Origin of the sequence: Microscilla marina ATCC 23134, from assembly GCF_000169175.1 — a bacterium.
GTDB classification, from domain to species: domain Bacteria; phylum Bacteroidota; class Bacteroidia; order Cytophagales; family Microscillaceae; genus Microscilla; species Microscilla marina.
Genome location: NZ_AAWS01000035.1, coordinates 70,806 through 86,624, shown reverse-complemented (window position 1 = coordinate 86,624; position 15,819 = coordinate 70,806). Strand labels below are relative to the sequence as shown.

Sequence of the window (15,819 nt, the reverse complement as noted above, 5' to 3'; positions counted from 1 at the left end):
AGGTCGTTGCCTACAAAATATTTTCTCCTTTGGCATTTTTTCTTGTCTTGTGTCGATAAAAATTTTCGGGAGTTGTCCAGCCATCTGAAGTGCGTTTTGACACCTTTACTCCGGTATACCCTTTGGGTGCCCCCCAAACAATGAGGGTATTATTGTTAGGTGCATTGACCAAGCTTCGGTAGCCTTCGTTCACGGGCTTGCCTAGGTTTTTTGCCAACGACCAAATTCCGCCTGCTGCCATAGTAGCGTACCAAATGTCCTGATCGCGCTTGTCGTATTTGTATTCTATGTTTCCTGGGTGCCCTTCACGGGTAAAGTACAAAATCTTACCATCGGGCGAAATCACCGGATAAGACTCATCGCTTTTTGAGTTGACGTTTCCTCCCAAATCTTCAGCCTTGTAATACTCGATGTTTTTCAGATAATTAATGCCCTCATTTTGGGCAAGTGTGGGCAGGCACGCCATCACCCCCCATAAGATACATAATAGCTTTTTCATTGTTGTTAGCTTTAAAATTTTGGGTGAAGATAGGGTGTTCAGGTCATAAAGCCAACTCTCCAATTCACCTTTAAAAAAGGGCAACCCCAAAAAACACTGCTGCCAGTAGCTACGAAGCACAGCCTATGCTTATGAAAGACACAACATTATGCCCAACAAAAGAAAAGTACAATTATATCGAGGTTATGCCTAGAAATCGTCATCAAACTAGCCCATATCGTTTGATCTAACAACGGACTTTGCTAAACTTGCCTTCTGAAACAAAACAGTAAGCAAATGTTGATGAGTAGGTGGAAAAAAGTGAAGGTAATGGTTGCCATTGTATTAATACTACTGACTGGAGGCATTATTTTATTCCCTTTTGTGTTTACCTTCATTATTATTGGGGGTACTTTGCGCCTCATTCGCAACCAACGCGCCAGTAATGCTTACCAACGTTATATAAGAAGTCTGGAAGGTAAAGACTTTTTTTGTTATAACAACCGCGAAAAAGGACAGAAATTTATCGAACATGAAATTTTGCCCACCTTGCCCCCCCAAGTAGAAGTGCTCTACCTACAAGGCAGGCGCATTGACAGCCAACCAGCCTACAACGGTCAACATATGCTCAAAACCTTTCACAATTTTGATCATTTCACCCAGTTTCCTCATTTATTAAAAATAAGAAACGGTCGAGCCATCAATTGTTCACTATTCCACGAGTTGTTTGATTGTCTCGATAAAGAGGGCAATAAAGACGAAATCTTAGATAAAATTCAACATTTTTTTGCGCAAGAAGCATAAAAAAAGCCGATTAGTATAACACCAATCGGCTTGTGAATTTTTCAATAAAAAGTAATTATTTTACCCGGTACCAATACTGGGTACGGCCTACATAACGAGTGCCAATAAAACCTCTTACCTTAAGTTTGTCTTTGCCTTTGAGCGTAATATAACAACGGTAAGACTTGCCTTTATTTGGGTCAAAGATGTTGCCTCCATTGTATTCGTCATCATCTTTTGCCAATCCTTTTAAAATCAACATTCCCAATACTTTTTGACCTTTTTTTCCAAAGCCATTGTATTTTTCGGGACACTTGCTACAAGTAGCATCGCGTTTTTTAGGGTCAAGAATTTTTACTACTCTTCCAAAAACAACTCCGCTTTTATTTTTGTATATTTTTACATGAGATTTGGCTTTACCTGTTTCGTCGTCAATGGTTTTCCATGTTCCCACCACATCTTGAGAGAATGCCTGGGTGCTCACAAAAAAAAGAGCGGCTAACAAAAATGTCGCGCTTAATTTCATATTTTTCTGGGTTTTAATATAGTGTGTTAGACAATGTGTTTACAATTGGTTTTTTAATGACCAACAGTCAAACGTAATAATTTTTCTGATACAATAACGGCGTTGAATTATTTTTATGCAAAAATATTCATAATTTTTAACTGCTACTTACAAGAAATAAGCCGACAAAAAACCTTGAATACTAAATAATGCTACGAACACTGTATAAAGTACTATAAACTCCAGAGTGGTTCTTTTGTTTAAAATTAGTGAAAAGGTGTTTTTTTTATGTAATATTCAGTAGAATGTAGGGTGCATAAGTACACTTTTTTTACCCAATCGCAGTAAATTTTACAAGAAGATAAAGCTACTTTTTCCTGCGACGTTTTCTTTTTTTGTACCTCGGAGACGTGAGCTTCATATGAAACCTCTTTTTTTTGATTTTTACCAGGGTGTTGCCCACCTCTACCTCTTCACCGTTGCGCAGTTTGGTTTGCATTTCGGTCACGTCTTGGTCTATAGTATGCAGCGAACCATTGGTATAATAAGCCAACAATATATAATCGGGCATCATCTCTTTACCACATAAAATCACCCTGATTGGGCGTTTAAGCCGAACAAGTTCTTTGAGGAGCGGGTAGTCACGTATTTGCGAGCTGGCATCGGCAATTAGAATCACCTCCTTGCAATCAGGAAATCTTCGAACACCCTTAATGAGCGCTTCGATGTCGTTTTCGGGGGTATCATCACCTTTGCCGCTTTTTTCTGCCTTATGCATGGCATCTATCACCACATCCAGGCTTTGAGCACTGGCATAATGCAAGCCTCCAGTTTGCCCCATTATCTTTTCGCCCAGTGTTTTGCCATCTCCATCGTTGAAAAACACAAAGTTTCTTAAGCGGTTTTTTTGTTGGTGAAAAACCTCCATCCATACCAGCAACTGTGCCCCATGATGGTACATACTGCCTGTCCAGTCTACCACTACCAGCATACTATCCCAACGGTTACGCTCAAACACCTTAAACACGGTCGAGTCTTCGGGCAGATATTTTTGCTGGGCAATTTGGTAAAACGTACGAGGGTGGCTATAGTCAATATTTTGTGCATCGAGTAAGGGCAGGTTGGTCAGGTCATACTTGGGTTTGGCTACAGCAGGCAAAGTATCAGGCTTAAGCACCAACTCAGGATTGTCGGCACCAATGACCACAAAGGGGGCGTTGATGGTATCTTTGAGTGGATAAAAATAAACCACCAAGCCGTGAAAAAGCTGGTAAGCTTCAGCATAGGTATTGCAGCTATTTTGACCAAAGTGCCTCCAGGCTATCTCTGTATCCTGTATTTTGCGAGGCAAATACTGCTGCAGGTTTACGAGTCGTTTGCGGTTGAGTTTATCAAAAGACCGTTTTTTGGGAAATTGGGTGTACACTAGGTCAATGGCAAATATCTTTTGCTTACGCAACCTTGCCAATACTTTGGGGTTGATCGCCTCGAACTTGTCAAACGCCATACGAAGTTTGACATAGCCAGTGTCTGCTATCGGAAACTGGTATTTTTCTATCTGAAACTTTTGGGTACGTTGTAAAATTTCGTCTATTGCTTCATCGTTGGCAGGTGGGGTTTGTGCCTCCACCACTAAAGGAAAGGTTACCCAAAGGGCTATTAATTTTATAATGTGTTTAAAACCTTGAAGGTGCCCCATTGAGTAGAGTTATTGATTGGTTATATTAATATAAATAATCTTTAGCACTTATAAAAGAAATAGCCAGGCTTAGACGGCTTAAGTACCGAGGTAGAATCAAATATACCTAATGAGTAGGTATAACAGCCATATTATGAATGAGTTACTCTTACTTGCTGCTGCTTATATAACTATACCTGGGCAAAGCCCGTTACTGGAGAGCCATTACTTTAACAAAGTGAATTTTACTCTGGCAGGTTTGTTTTAAATATCGAACAGGTTTACCTTGTCAGTTGTTTTTAAATGAATAGGAACAACTTCTGGATGTTACGCTGCTGCGGTAAAGTATGCCTATTTTAATGGTTGCTCCCTTATTACGAGCACATTGCTTGGCTTTGCTGAGCTCCCCCAAGGTAAAAACCTGTCTCATTTACTTTGTACACGTGGCGTAACTTGAGTAAATAACAATCAACAAGAGGAATTTGTTGAACTATACATGAAGTGGGAATGAATGCAATAAAATATGAGAAGTGGGAAAGCTTTCGTCGTTTGGTACTAAGCTATTTTAACCATTTGGGCAGGGCAGGCGATATAGAGCTACTGCGCGAACCCAACGCCCAACAATTGTACGCACTCAGAGTCTATCAAACTCCTGAGGGCATTTTTATAAAAAAAATGACTTGGGACAGTGGCAAAGACTTTCAGAATTTTCAACAGGCAAACCTTTCGGGACAAATGAATTTGCACGACTTTGTTCCTACCATTACCACCCAAACTTGTTTGTTGGCACCAGATAGTTTTAGAGAACTCAACGAACACACCCAAGGGCTTGCCTTTACGATGCCTTTGCCGCCTAAACCCGAATTAATCATTCGTGATGGTACTTATCATGAACTGCGCCTGCACCACTACAGTGGTCATATCTCGCTCAAATGGCACTCAGACTTACCCGAAGAGTGGTATATGCTTCAGCCAGTAATAGACAAGTTTCAAGCACTGGACATGCAGTTTTTTGCGTAAGATTATACGGTCAAAGAAGATAAAACCACCCACATGCTTATTCAACAACTACAACAAATAGCGCAACAATCTGTGTATACCCCAGCCGAGCTGTTGCAACTGCACGTGTTCGAGGGGATCATTCGGCGGGTAGCCACGACTGAGTTTAGCCAAACATTGGTGCTACGGGGAGGAATGATGTCGCGGCACTGGTATGCACCAGGTAAATGGATGCCAGGCGATATTGATTTTATGGTGCAAACCCCAATGGCAGTTGAGGCAATGGAAGAAGCCTGGCGGCACATCTTAAACCAGGTGCCTGCTCCTGACGACGAGGTTCGTTTTTTAACCAAAGGCTTGCACAGCGAGGTGACCTGGGCTGAAGCCAAAGACCCAGGCTTACGTATTTTTGTGCAGGCAAAAGTGGCCCACCAAGATGCTTTGCTGAACGCCCAAATAGACATTAGTTACGCCGACCCTGTAGTACCTGTTGCTACCACCCGTGCTTACGCTACTGTATTGGCAACACATGCGCTCCCACAACTAAAAATGGTGCACCGTGAAACTTCGGCAGGTTGGAAGTTTTACGGTTTGTTTGAGCGCAAACGTGATAAATGGCGCCCCAAAGATTTGTTTGGCTTTTATTGGTTGCTTACTCATTACAACCTAAACCTTGCCCAGGTCCTGGCATCTTTTCGGGAGACTTCAGTAGAGCGGGGCACTCCTCTAGGGATGGCAGCTCGTTTTTTTGAGGGTACTTTTGCCCGTGGTAAAGGTAGTCAACGCCTATGGAGGAGCTTTTGTCGAACACACCCTGGCTTTGACTTGCCCGAAAAGGTGGAAGAAGTGGTGCAAACCATTCGCCAGAAGCTAGAGCCACATTTCAAACAATTGCTGCATACCCACAGCCACATTGCAGCCTTGGGCGAGCGAGGCTTCCCTCTGATCAAACACCTCCAGGATGTATTGCCTGCCATTGCCGAACGCGACGAGTTTCAGGTATATACACGTGATACTTACCAAATAGTAGACTACAAAAACCAGCTCAAGTATTCATTTTTGCCCGTAGCTCAGGCAATGCACCCATCGGTGGCCAGTATTTATGCGCTCCGCCGCGAGTGTCGGGGACTTATTTTCAACAAAAGGGGTGAGTTGGTACACCGCAAGTTGCACAAGTTTTTTAGAATAGACGAAAATGAAGAGAGTCGTCTGACCAATATTGACTGGACACACCCTTGCCTGGTGCTTGAAAAACTAGACGGCTCACTGGTGGCACCTATAGTATGGCAGGGAACCTTGCGCTGGACTACCCGCAAGGGTTTATCTACGATTGCTGATCAGGCAGGGGCTTTCGCCGAAAGGCAACAAAAAAACGGGGCAACTACTGGCTACCTACCTATGGTGCAAGCACTGCTTAAGGCAGGCTGGACTCCTTGCTTTGAGTGGTGTAGCCGCCAACACCCCATAGTGCTTGACCACCCCAACGACCGCCTGGTATTGACTGTAGTGCGCCATACTACAACAGGGCATTACCTCAACTTTGACACCATGGTGGCACTTGCCCAACGGCACCAAGTAGCCCATATCAAACAGGTAGGTATTTTGGCAAATCTTGAAGAGGCGCAACGTTTTGTAGAGACAGTAGCCACAGAGCGGCGGGGCGAAGGGTATATTTTACGTTTTCCGGATGACAGGTTTTATAAGGTAAAAAACAAGTGGTACCAAAAACTGCATCAACTCGTGGCACACGAAAGCAACGAGATATATATTTGGCAAGCAACCCTCAAGGGTGAAATAGCCGATATGCTGGCAGGGGTTGCCCCTGGCTTGCGCCCCAATATTCAAGCGTTTTCAAATACATTGGCGACAGCCGTCCAACACTTGATCCAATGGTTGCAAGACTTTGTAACGGGGGCACACAAAGCCATCGGCAAGGCTACCCACACTCCCACCGAAGCTAACAAGTTGTTTGCCTTGAGCTACGCCCGTCGTCAAAATAGCCTGCGAGAGAGTTTAGCGTTTAGAGGGTGGCACGCTTATCAAGCCCACGGCAAAGCCACCAATTTTGCCGAAATTGTCACCGAAATTTTACTGGCACACTGTCAAACCCGGCAACGCTTGCAACGCATAAGAAACAAAGTACTGGCGGGGTAGCTTTGCTGTTAGACCGTCGCCTCTTTGCTCAAACCAGCTTTGTAAGTATCCAGGGCGCGCTGTCGGGCAAACTTGTGCTCTACAATAGGCGCAGGGTAACGCGACAACTCAAACTCAGGCACCCATTGCCTGATATACTGGCGTTGCTTGTCAAACTTTTCGGTTTGGGCATAAGGGTTAAATACCCTGAAATAAGGGGCAGCATCGCAACCCGAGCCTGCCGCCCACTGCCACCCTCCATTATTTGCCGAAAGGTCATAGTCAAGCAATTTTTTGGCAAAGTACGCCTCTCCCCACCTCCAGTCTATCAACAAATGTTTGGTCAAAAAACTCGCTGTAATCATACGCACCCTGTTATGCATAAAACCAGTCGTGTTCAACTCGCGCATGCCGGCGTCTACTATAGGGTAGCCAGTGGTTCCCTCACACCAACGTTTAAACTCATCGGGGTTGTTGCGCCACTGGATACAGTCGTAGGCGGGTTTAAACGATTTATCAACTACGTGTGGAAAACTGTATAAAATCATCATATAAAATTCCCGCCAAATCAACTCATTAAGCCAGGTATCACTGTATTTTTGGGCAGCCTTTACTATTTTGCGAATGCTTACTGTACCAAAACGCAAGTGCACGCTAAGGCGGCTGGTACCTTGTACTGCCGGAAAGTCGCGGTTTTGCTGGTAGTCAATCACCAACTGTTTTTTGATAGTTTTGGATGAAAAACTCTTGTTTATATCTACAAACCCTGTTTTTTCTAAGGGCATCAAGGGCAGTTGCGGGCTTAACTTAAGCAGGTTTTGGGCGTGTGATGCTACCAAACGTTCTTGCAGGTGAGCATCAGTCAGGTGGTGCTTCCACTTTTTGCTGTAAGGTGTAAACACTGTATAGGGTTTGTCGGCATTGGTCAGTACTTCTTGCTTTTCAAAAATCACCTGATCTTTGAAGCTATGCCAGGCAACGCCCGAATTTGAGAGTATTTGCTGCACTTTTTCATCACGTTGCCGGGCATAAGGTTCGTAGTCGTGGTTGGTATAAACCGATTTTACCTGATAGGTTTCACCATTGAGGGTTATACCGGCTTGCGTCAATTGCTCAAATACTTGTTCGGGGTAGTCGTAGTACACCTTTAAGCTGCTTTGGAGATCATCGGCAAGCGATTGTTGTATTTGCTGCAATGCAGCATAGATGTAAGCAACCCGAAGGTCTTTTTTGTCTTCGAGATCGTCTAAAATGTGGCGATCAAAAATGAAAATGGGCAGTACATTTTGTTCGTTTTTCAATGCTTCATATAAACCCGTATTGTCGTGCAACCTTAAGTCGCGGCGAAACCAAAAAACAGTGATTGAATTCATGTAGAAGAAATTCTTTAGGAATGTGTCAAATTGATATTGATTTACACAAAACCTCTCCACAACTAAAATGTTTTCATAAATCAGTAATTGGCACCTTTTTTAGAGGAATCATCTGTTTTTTTGGGCGGCATAAGTGGTGAGTTATTTTTAATTTTTTTCGCCTTTTTTGTGTATTTTTTCTTCTCTTTACCAGGCTTTTTTCCGGGCTTTTTCTTCTTGCCAAACCTCAACAAGTCCCTCAGGCTCGAAAAACTCTCGGTATACAACATGCTAAAGCCTGCCGTGGTGTTTGAAGCATTGCTCAAGTTGATATTACCCAAAGGGCTTTGGTTATTTTTATTGTACATTTTTGCCCTAAAGCGTCCGTCATCACTCAGCATATATTCTATAGTCCACTCTCCTACTACACTTGCCACATCAGTTTGGTTTTGGGTGTTGGTAAATCCACCTGCCCTGCTAATGCGCAACCTGCCATCAAGCAAACTATAAGACACATTGAGTTGGGCAGCATCCAGGGCACTAGGGTCCAGGTCAAGCGTAAGCTCCAGGTTTTTGTCTACCTGAGAAACCCAGTTGCTCAATTGGTTTGACAACAGCTCGGTAAGGCTACTGCCAGTAGCAGCTCCCAATCCAGTAAACCCAGTAACCCTGGGGGCAAGCCTTTGCAGCACCAATACACTGAATACCTGACGATTGAGTTGCTGTTCGTCGAGCCTAATGATAGACCTTAAGTCTCTAATGGCATCTTGCAATACCACATTGGGGGTCTTTTGAGCCTCGCTTAAGTCAATGTCCAGTTTGATTTCGGGGCTCATGAGTTTGCCTCTTAGGTTGAGCAATACATTGACCGGATAACGTCTTCTGTATTCGGGGTTTTGTGGGTCAGTCACCTGGTCTAAATTAATAAGCGGCATCAATGACACCTGCCGCTGATAACCCGCACTTATATTGATATTACTATCGTATAAATCGCCATTAAATACTACCCGGCTTCCCGCATTGATGTTAAATCCTTTGTTGATCAGGTTGAGTAAGGTAAAATTGTAAGTTCCCTTAGAAATGATGTAGTCACCAAAAATACTAAAATCTCCCTCTTCGTCCATCTCCAGGTTTATTTTACCACTGCCAGTTGCCCTGATCAGATCGCCCGCCTGGGCATCAAAAATAATCTCAAACTGAGCATTGTCGTTCAAGTCCAGGTTAAAGTCCATTTTAAAACCCGTAAGGTCTACCTTTTTTACCACAGAAGATAGTTTTTTCTGCAGGGTATCGCTGAAGTTTACAAACTCGATATAACTCTTCTTTGATACCTCTGTGTAGCCATCCAACGGCATATAAACCTTGGTGCCCTTATCGCTGGTAGCGTTTACTTTGAGTTCTACCATGTTATCGATGTAACCCGTTACTCTTAGGTTGCCCGAGGCGTAGGCTTCGCCATAAAATACCTCGTTTGGAACAGCAGGTTTGTTGATCACCTTTAGGTTATTAAACGTTCCCTCGATGGCCATCAAAAAGTTACTAAAGTAGTCGTGGTAAATCCCTCCACCTACCTTTAATACGCGCTGCTTTGACTCTGCCTGGTAGCTGTCCCAGTTGTCGTACAATGTCAATCGTTTGACACCAATTTCGTTGCGTTTAAAAAAGATTCGGTCAGAAAAATAAAACTTAGAACCCAGGTAATTGATCTTAAATGTTCCGTTGACTACGTCTACACTGCCCTCCAGCACTGGCTTGTCGAGCGAACCCAAAAGCTTGAGACGCCCATTGGCAGAGCCATCTAACTTGCTAAGGTAAGGCTTGGCAAAAGGCGATAAAATCTGTAAATTCATTCCCTGCAACTTAGCCAATACATCAAAACGCCGATCTAGTGGGGCAAACGGATCATAGGTGCCATATACGCTCAACATAGGTTGCATACTTCGTCGGTACACGTCAAAGTCAATGGCTGCTTTTTTGAGCGAGTCGTTCCAGTTGAGCTTATTTATCATCAAGTCGCCAATGAGCACGCTGTCCAGCATCATATTATAAATATAAGCCTCACCCACCACCTGTGGCTTTTGATAGGCGTGGTGCACCTTGAACGAGCTTCTGACCAAGCCACTGGCGTTTACTCCAAACAAGTGGGCAAATGCCCCTATTCTTATATTGTTAACATCGAGCCGCATCGTATCCTGATCGTTGTAACCCATCTTGCCATCTAACAAAATAGTGGCTCGTTTCTGACCTCTTTTGATCAACAAATGGTCTACCACTACCGATGAGTCCCTAATCGTAATCAGGTGAGAGTTAAGTACTGTCCAACGATGGTTAAAAATGTCCATATAAGAATCTTTGAAAGCAATGTCGGTACGTTCAGAGGTGATTTTGATGCCTCCGGCAAGCTTCAGAAAATTTCGAATAGAATCTTCCAGCTGGGGGGTTTGTGCTACATTGACCGAAAAGTTGATGCTGTCGCGCTGCCAACGGGTAGTAATGAGTAAACTATCGGTAGTAAAGCCCCCAAAATTTTGCTTGTTTGATTTAATGTAAAACTCAACATCTACACTGGCACTATCTATTTTACGACGCGACGATAAGTCTAAACCAGTATCGAACAATTGATTGTCAAGGTAGCTTATCTGAGGAATATCATTGGTACTGTGAATGGTGGCAATCATAGAGGTAGAGTCTTGCACCAGGTACCCTTCAAAGTTGACATCGGGCGAAACGGATGCATCTACGTCTAAAAAGTTCAACACAGGGTTGATATTTTTGAAGGTAAAACTATAAGCCAGGTTAAATTTTGGACTGGGTTTTTTCTTTTTTTCTTCGTAATAATCTTTGATTTCTTTGGGGTTATTGCGTAGGCTCATTTGGTACTCGTGACGAAGCTCCGGAATATTGGCGGCAAGCTGAGAAAACAAAAAATCGCCCTCAAAGTGTGCTTTCAAAAACGCTGAATTAAAATCGACGGTACGATGATAGGCTCCGGTGCGGTCTTTTTTCTCAAAAGAGCTAAACAAAAACTCTTTTTCAGGGGCAATTGTCTTGTCTTTGTATTGAAAATAGGCTTTGCTCAATTCTACAGTCCCTACCAGACTGTCCAGGCTTAAGCCATAAATATCCATCAATAGGTTGCCCTGAATACGGGCAGGGTAGGCAGATAAACCAATTGCCTGAAAGTCAACGTTTTTTATGGTAGACTCAAGGTCAAATTTTCCTTGAGGCAAACGTTTGATCGTCGAGTCTTTATAGGCAAAGTTAATCTCGCCCTTCATTTCTAAATTGAAGTTGGGATCAAGCGATAAAAAATATCCTTTGAACCGTTTTTTACCCAGTTCACCATTTACCTCTATGTTGCGGTAATCGTAGCCATTCACTCCTATTTTTTCTATAGCAGCATTGAGTGAAAAAACCGCGCTCTTGGTAGAAAAGCCCACCCCATCGATGGTACCCTTTAGGGTTACACTTTGCAATAAATCAGGGCGATTGAGCAGTTTGCCCAAGTCGAGTTCCTGAGTAGCCACCTTGCCCTGGTAAGCCGACAAAGCTTCGTTGGCGTGTAACTGAAACCGGGCATCGGTAATAATGGTTCCCAGGTCGGTGCGTACCTTGCCTGTAGCTACAAAGTCGTTCATGGTACCCACAAAGGAACCCTGATATTGTATATTGCCAAACTTCTGCAAAATAGTATCAGTGGAGGGACTGTTTACATAACGGCTGATATCGCTTGCCAACAAGTTAGAGTTGTCAAAGTCAAGATTCATTTGGGTAGAGTCCAGGTTGGGCAAACCACTAAAGGCAAACTTACCCGTAATAAAACTATTTTTACCAAAACGCAGCCTTACCTTGTCTCCTTTAAAATCATTGACCTTACCCGCTACCTTGCCCCATACCTTGGTGGCATCGTGCCAACCCCTAAAGTACTCGTCAAACCTTGCCAGATCTTCGTTATGAATAATGGTTTCTTTAAAGCGTCCGCTAAAGTCTACCATCGTGTTGAAGTCGCCCATGTGACTCAAGCGTTCAAACCTAAAAATCACCTCATCGCGCAAAATAGATTTGCCTACACCACAATACAGGTTTCGAAACTCCATGCCCTGGTCAAACACCCGGAAGAAAGTCTGCAGACGATGTACTGGAAACTCATTGCCCAGCTCTTTGCCTGTAAGTCGTTCTATTTGTAATTGGGTAGTATCTGCCACGTTCAAAAAACGGGAGGCTTTTAGATTGATATTGTCAATGCTAAAGTGGTTGTAGTCAAACAAACGGTGGTCTATCAGGGCTTCGGTGCGGTTATCGTCATAGCCAAAATAGTTGTTTTTGAGAATAATTTTTTTGATGATAAATTTTTGGGAAACCGTCTTGGTCTTCTTTGCTTTGGGCGATGAAAGTAGTTGCCCCAATGTGTCGGTAAATGCTACAATGTTGAGCTGTTCGGAGCCTGCATCTATAGCCAGGTTTACACTTGCCTGGTCTACCTCTACCCTATCAAGCACAATTTTATTGTTGGCAAATATAGTTTGATAGCTAAAATCAACCACTACATGTTGGGCAAAAATCATTTGCTTTTTTTGCAAATCCCGAATACTTACCTGCTGGAGGGTGGCTTTAGAACCGAGCCAATCTATGTCTAAATGCTCCAATTCCATCTCAAACCCGCTTTTGCTGGTCAGGTAGCGCATCATTTCTTGGGTAAGCACGGTTTGAGTAAACGAAAAATAAAGGGCAAAAACAGCCAACACAGTAAACCCTACAACACTTATCAAAAAAAACTTTATTATTCTAATCGTGATTTTTTTAATAACTTGCCGGGCATTACGCATTACTTTGCGCCACGGTTTTGGAGCATTTGATGTAACACTATTTTCTACCAAAGTTTTTTGCATCTATTTTTTTTAACACCCTAATAGCCTAGGATGAACCCTGATTTTTTAAACTCAAATATTAAGCCCAGTACTATACTTGCTATAGAATCGTCTTGTGACGAAACATCTGCCGCTGTAATAAAAGATGGCAAAGTATTATCTAATGTCATTGCCAACCAACAAGTACACGAAGCTTACGGTGGTGTAGTACCTGAACTTGCCTCGCGGGCACACCAAAAAAACATTGTCCCGGTGATCACCCAAGCCCTTGAGATGGCAAAAGTAAGCAAAAAGGATTTAAATGCCGTAGCTTTTACAAGAGGGCCTGGTTTATTGGGTGCATTGTTGGTAGGCACCTCGTTTGCCAAGTCGCTTGCCCTGGGGCTGGGTATCCCTTTGGTAGAGGTAAACCACATGCAAGCCCACGTACTGGCTCACTTTATCGATACGCCTAAACCCAAATTTCCGTTTCTTTGCCTTACTGTAAGCGGTGGGCACACCCAAATAGTGTTGGTAAGAAATTACCTGGAAATGGAGGTAATAGGTGAAACCCTGGACGATGCGGTTGGCGAAGCTTTTGACAAAACAGCCAAGCTGCTGGGTTTACCTTACCCAGGTGGTCCTATCATCGACCGTTATGCTCAAGAGGGCAACCCACTGGCTTTTCCTTTTCCTGAGGTAAATATGCCCAAACTCAACTACTCGTTTAGCGGTATAAAAACCAACATTTTGTATTTTTTGCGCGATAAAGTAAAAGAAGACGCGCAGTTTATCGAAAAAAATATGGCTGATATTTGCGCCAGCATCCAATATACTTTGATTCGCATTTTGTTGCATAAAGTAAAAAAAGCCGCCAAAGAAACTGGCATTAAAGAAATAGCCATTGCGGGGGGGGTTTCGGCCAATGCCGGATTGCGCCAGGCATTGACAGACCTGGCTGTTAAACAACAGTGGCAAGTGTACATTCCTGCGTTTGAGTATTGTACCGATAATGCGGCTATGATTGCCATTGCGGGCTATTACAAATACCAACAAGGAGAGTTTACCAACCAAAAGGTAAGTGCTATGCCCCGAATGAAATTCTAATAAAAAGCCACATTTCCCCCTCTCAATAGTAGTTTTTCAAGCCTTTAGAAACATACAACCAGTCAAACATAATGTTTGGCTGGTTTACTTACACATCAACTTTTTGTTTCAACTGCTCTTACCTGTTCACTGGTAGAACGGCTACCTTTTACCAAGCTGTAACTTGCTGGCATAGAATAGTGTTTTTGTGTAATTCTATTTTATACCTTATTTTTGTAAGGTTTTGATTGTATGTTTGTTATATCTATCCAATAAATCCCACACTCTTGAATGTATTATTTTTATTTAATCGGCTTTTATGGCACCCAACACTTTTTTTCTTATATCCATCAATAAAAAACTTGTTTTTTAGACAAACCTTACCTAAGATGGTTTTTTAGACAAATAGATGCAAGCCTTACCTGTGATTATCCAACTAATTCTAGGATTTTATCTATAAAGGTATAAAATTTGCCTCTGAGTATTATTGTACGATGTTTTTTTCTATGCCAAACACCCAACGTATAGGCTTACAGATGTTAAAATTTTGATAAATTATGGCGCAGTATATAGCATTTTCCCCAAAGGTAGAGGTATCTACCAATCTCATTTCCTCCATCATAGCAGCAATTCCTCAGCAAGAGCAAAAAGTAAGAAATATTTTCGCCCGCAATGGCATCAAAAACATACAAACCAGTGATTGGTTTGCCCAGCAAAAGTTTTTAAATAGCTATAAAGAAGTAGCCCAAAACTTAGGCCCCCACCTCTTGTTTGAGATGGGCAAGGCAATGTTTGAATCGTTGAGTTTTCCCGAAGAAATAAGAACCCTGGAAGCAGCCCTCAACCACCTTGATGTAGTACTACAGCAGAGTCACCGTGAGGGGCAAAGTGGGTACTACCGCTTGTTGAGCTTTGACCGACGTAAGAAAGAGGCCAGAGTAGAATGCAAAAACCCTTATCCCTGTTACCTCGATCGGGGCATTCTTACCGGACTAAGCCGTGGCTTTAAACCGAGTGATGCTTCGCTGATCAATGTACAGCTAGACAGCAACTTGCCGCATCGTTTGATTGGTGCCGAGTCGAGCATTTACAGTATTTTGTGGGTATAGTAGCACTGTATGCTTTCTGCCATTATTTTAAGAAATAAAAACGTTGGGTATTGTCGAAATGCTCAACGTTTTTTTATGTCCAAATAAAACTTGTGCTTTTAACATGTCCTCACAACGAATGGAGGGAGCACCTAAACCACAAGGATTAAGAAAAAACTTGTACTGTTAACCTGTCTTCCTGACAAACTCAAACAACCTGGACTTTTGCTAAAGCAGTTTAGTTGTTTTACAAAGATAAGCAAACAACAAAGAGGTTCCTAGCACCTCGGAAACACCTAAAAAACCCGGCAAAATAAAACACCACTAAGCACAAGAAAAAATGCGGCAACATAACTATTTTATATACATCATCACCAATGCCCAAAGACAAACCATTTACAAAGGTATAACCAACGATTTGGAAAGGCGACTGGATGAACATTACCGCAATCGAGGAAAAAAAGGAAGTTTTGCAGGGGAGAACAGTTGCTACTATTTAGTCTACTGGGAACGGTTTCAATACGTAAACCACGCCATTGACCGCGAAAAGCAAATCAAGGGCTGGAAATTCTCCAAGAAGCTTGCCTTGATTGAATCATTGAACCCTCAATGGCTTTTTCTCAACGACGAAATAGTCGATGAATAGAAGAACAAAGGATGAGAAAAACACTTGTGCTTTTAACATGTCCTCACAACGAATGGAGGGAGCTCCTAAGCCACCAGAAGTAAGAAAATACTTGGTCTTTTGCCAAAGCAGCTGTTTTACACAAAGAAGTTCCTCCTGCCTTGGAACGGCAAGAAAACTTGGACTTTCTCTGTGTCCTCCCGGCAAACGGGGGGAACAAATAAATAATAAGGATTAAGAAAAAA

At 42.8% G+C, this 15,819-nt stretch carries 11 protein-coding genes; 6 read left to right on the top strand and 5 right to left on the bottom strand.

Annotated elements, in window-relative coordinates; all coding sequences use genetic code 11:
- Positions 1-10: 10 nt before the first annotated feature.
- The gene (locus M23134_RS38895; RefSeq protein WP_082226693.1) at positions 11-499 is read right to left on the bottom strand and encodes a PD40 domain-containing protein; all 489 of its coding nucleotides are present in this window, start codon (positions 497-499) and stop codon (positions 11-13) included.
- Between the two features lie 276 nt (positions 500-775).
- On the opposite strand from M23134_RS38895, the gene M23134_RS25685 reads away from it, so the two are divergent.
- Positions 776-1,282, top strand: a complete 507-nt coding sequence (locus M23134_RS25685) for a hypothetical protein (protein WP_002701180.1) — start codon at positions 776-778, stop codon at positions 1,280-1,282.
- A 55-nt stretch (positions 1,283-1,337) separates the two neighbouring features.
- Here M23134_RS25685 and M23134_RS25680 read toward each other — a convergent pair whose 3' ends face one another.
- On the bottom strand, positions 1,338-1,787 hold the full coding sequence (locus M23134_RS25680; RefSeq protein ID WP_045114337.1) for a DUF2147 domain-containing protein: 450 nt from the start codon (positions 1,785-1,787) through the stop codon (positions 1,338-1,340).
- A 346-nt stretch (positions 1,788-2,133) separates the two neighbouring features.
- Positions 2,134-3,465, bottom strand: coding sequence for a hypothetical protein (locus tag M23134_RS25675; protein ID WP_002701175.1), 1,332 nt, complete (start codon positions 3,463-3,465; stop codon positions 2,134-2,136).
- A 486-nt stretch (positions 3,466-3,951) separates the two neighbouring features.
- On the opposite strand from M23134_RS25675, the gene M23134_RS25670 reads away from it, so the two are divergent.
- Both M23134_RS25670 and M23134_RS25665 read left to right on the top strand, forming a co-directional pair.
- Entirely contained in the window at positions 3,952-4,464 is a 513-nt protein-coding gene (locus M23134_RS25670; RefSeq protein WP_002701170.1) for a hypothetical protein, read from the top strand.
- Between the two features lie 33 nt (positions 4,465-4,497).
- Entirely contained in the window at positions 4,498-6,597 is a 2,100-nt protein-coding gene (locus M23134_RS25665) for a nucleotidyl transferase AbiEii/AbiGii toxin family protein (protein WP_002701168.1), read from the top strand.
- An 8-nt stretch (positions 6,598-6,605) separates the two neighbouring features.
- Here M23134_RS25665 and M23134_RS25660 read toward each other — a convergent pair whose 3' ends face one another.
- Together M23134_RS25660 and M23134_RS25655 are read right to left on the bottom strand one after the other, a co-directional pair.
- Complete coding sequence (locus tag M23134_RS25660; protein ID WP_002701166.1) at positions 6,606-7,949, bottom strand: cryptochrome/photolyase family protein; 1,344 nt, start codon at positions 7,947-7,949, stop codon at positions 6,606-6,608.
- Positions 7,950-8,029: 80 nt separating this feature from the next.
- Positions 8,030-12,817 carry a translocation/assembly module TamB domain-containing protein gene (locus tag M23134_RS25655; protein ID WP_002701164.1) on the bottom strand — a complete coding sequence of 1,596 codons (4,788 nt, stop codon included), beginning with the start codon at positions 12,815-12,817 and terminating at the stop codon, positions 8,030-8,032.
- Positions 12,818-12,847: 30 nt separating this feature from the next.
- Between M23134_RS25655 and tsaD the strand changes: the two genes are divergently transcribed.
- From tsaD to M23134_RS25640, 3 genes are all read left to right on the top strand, one after another.
- A complete protein-coding gene (tsaD, locus tag M23134_RS25650) occupies positions 12,848-13,882 on the top strand; it encodes a tRNA (adenosine(37)-N6)-threonylcarbamoyltransferase complex transferase subunit TsaD (RefSeq protein WP_002701162.1) in 1,035 nt (344 codons plus the stop codon).
- Positions 13,883-14,418: 536 nt separating this feature from the next.
- A complete protein-coding gene (locus tag M23134_RS25645) occupies positions 14,419-14,970 on the top strand; it encodes a hypothetical protein (RefSeq protein WP_002701159.1) in 552 nt (183 codons plus the stop codon).
- A 319-nt stretch (positions 14,971-15,289) separates the two neighbouring features.
- Positions 15,290-15,595, top strand: a complete 306-nt coding sequence (locus tag M23134_RS25640; protein ID WP_002701157.1) for a GIY-YIG nuclease family protein — start codon at positions 15,290-15,292, stop codon at positions 15,593-15,595.
- Positions 15,596-15,819: the final 224 nt, after the last annotated feature.

Coding starts and splice junctions, on each gene's coding strand:
- M23134_RS38895 (WP_082226693.1), bottom strand. CDS start 499: ATGAAAAAGCTATTATGTATCTTATGGGGGGTGATGGCGTGCCTGCCC.
- M23134_RS25685 (WP_002701180.1), top strand. CDS start 776: ATGTTGATGAGTAGGTGGAAAAAAGTGAAGGTAATGGTTGCCATTGTA.
- M23134_RS25680 (WP_045114337.1), bottom strand. CDS start 1,787: ATGAAATTAAGCGCGACATTTTTGTTAGCCGCTCTTTTTTTTGTGAGC.
- M23134_RS25675 (WP_002701175.1), bottom strand. CDS start 3,465: ATGGGGCACCTTCAAGGTTTTAAACACATTATAAAATTAATAGCCCTT.
- M23134_RS25670 (WP_002701170.1), top strand. CDS start 3,952: ATGAATGCAATAAAATATGAGAAGTGGGAAAGCTTTCGTCGTTTGGTA.
- M23134_RS25665 (WP_002701168.1), top strand. CDS start 4,498: ATGCTTATTCAACAACTACAACAAATAGCGCAACAATCTGTGTATACC.
- M23134_RS25660 (WP_002701166.1), bottom strand. CDS start 7,949: ATGAATTCAATCACTGTTTTTTGGTTTCGCCGCGACTTAAGGTTGCAC.
- M23134_RS25655 (WP_002701164.1), bottom strand. CDS start 12,817: ATGCAAAAAACTTTGGTAGAAAATAGTGTTACATCAAATGCTCCAAAA.
- tsaD (WP_002701162.1), top strand. CDS start 12,848: ATGAACCCTGATTTTTTAAACTCAAATATTAAGCCCAGTACTATACTT.
- M23134_RS25645 (WP_002701159.1), top strand. CDS start 14,419: ATGGCGCAGTATATAGCATTTTCCCCAAAGGTAGAGGTATCTACCAAT.
- M23134_RS25640 (WP_002701157.1), top strand. CDS start 15,290: ATGCGGCAACATAACTATTTTATATACATCATCACCAATGCCCAAAGA.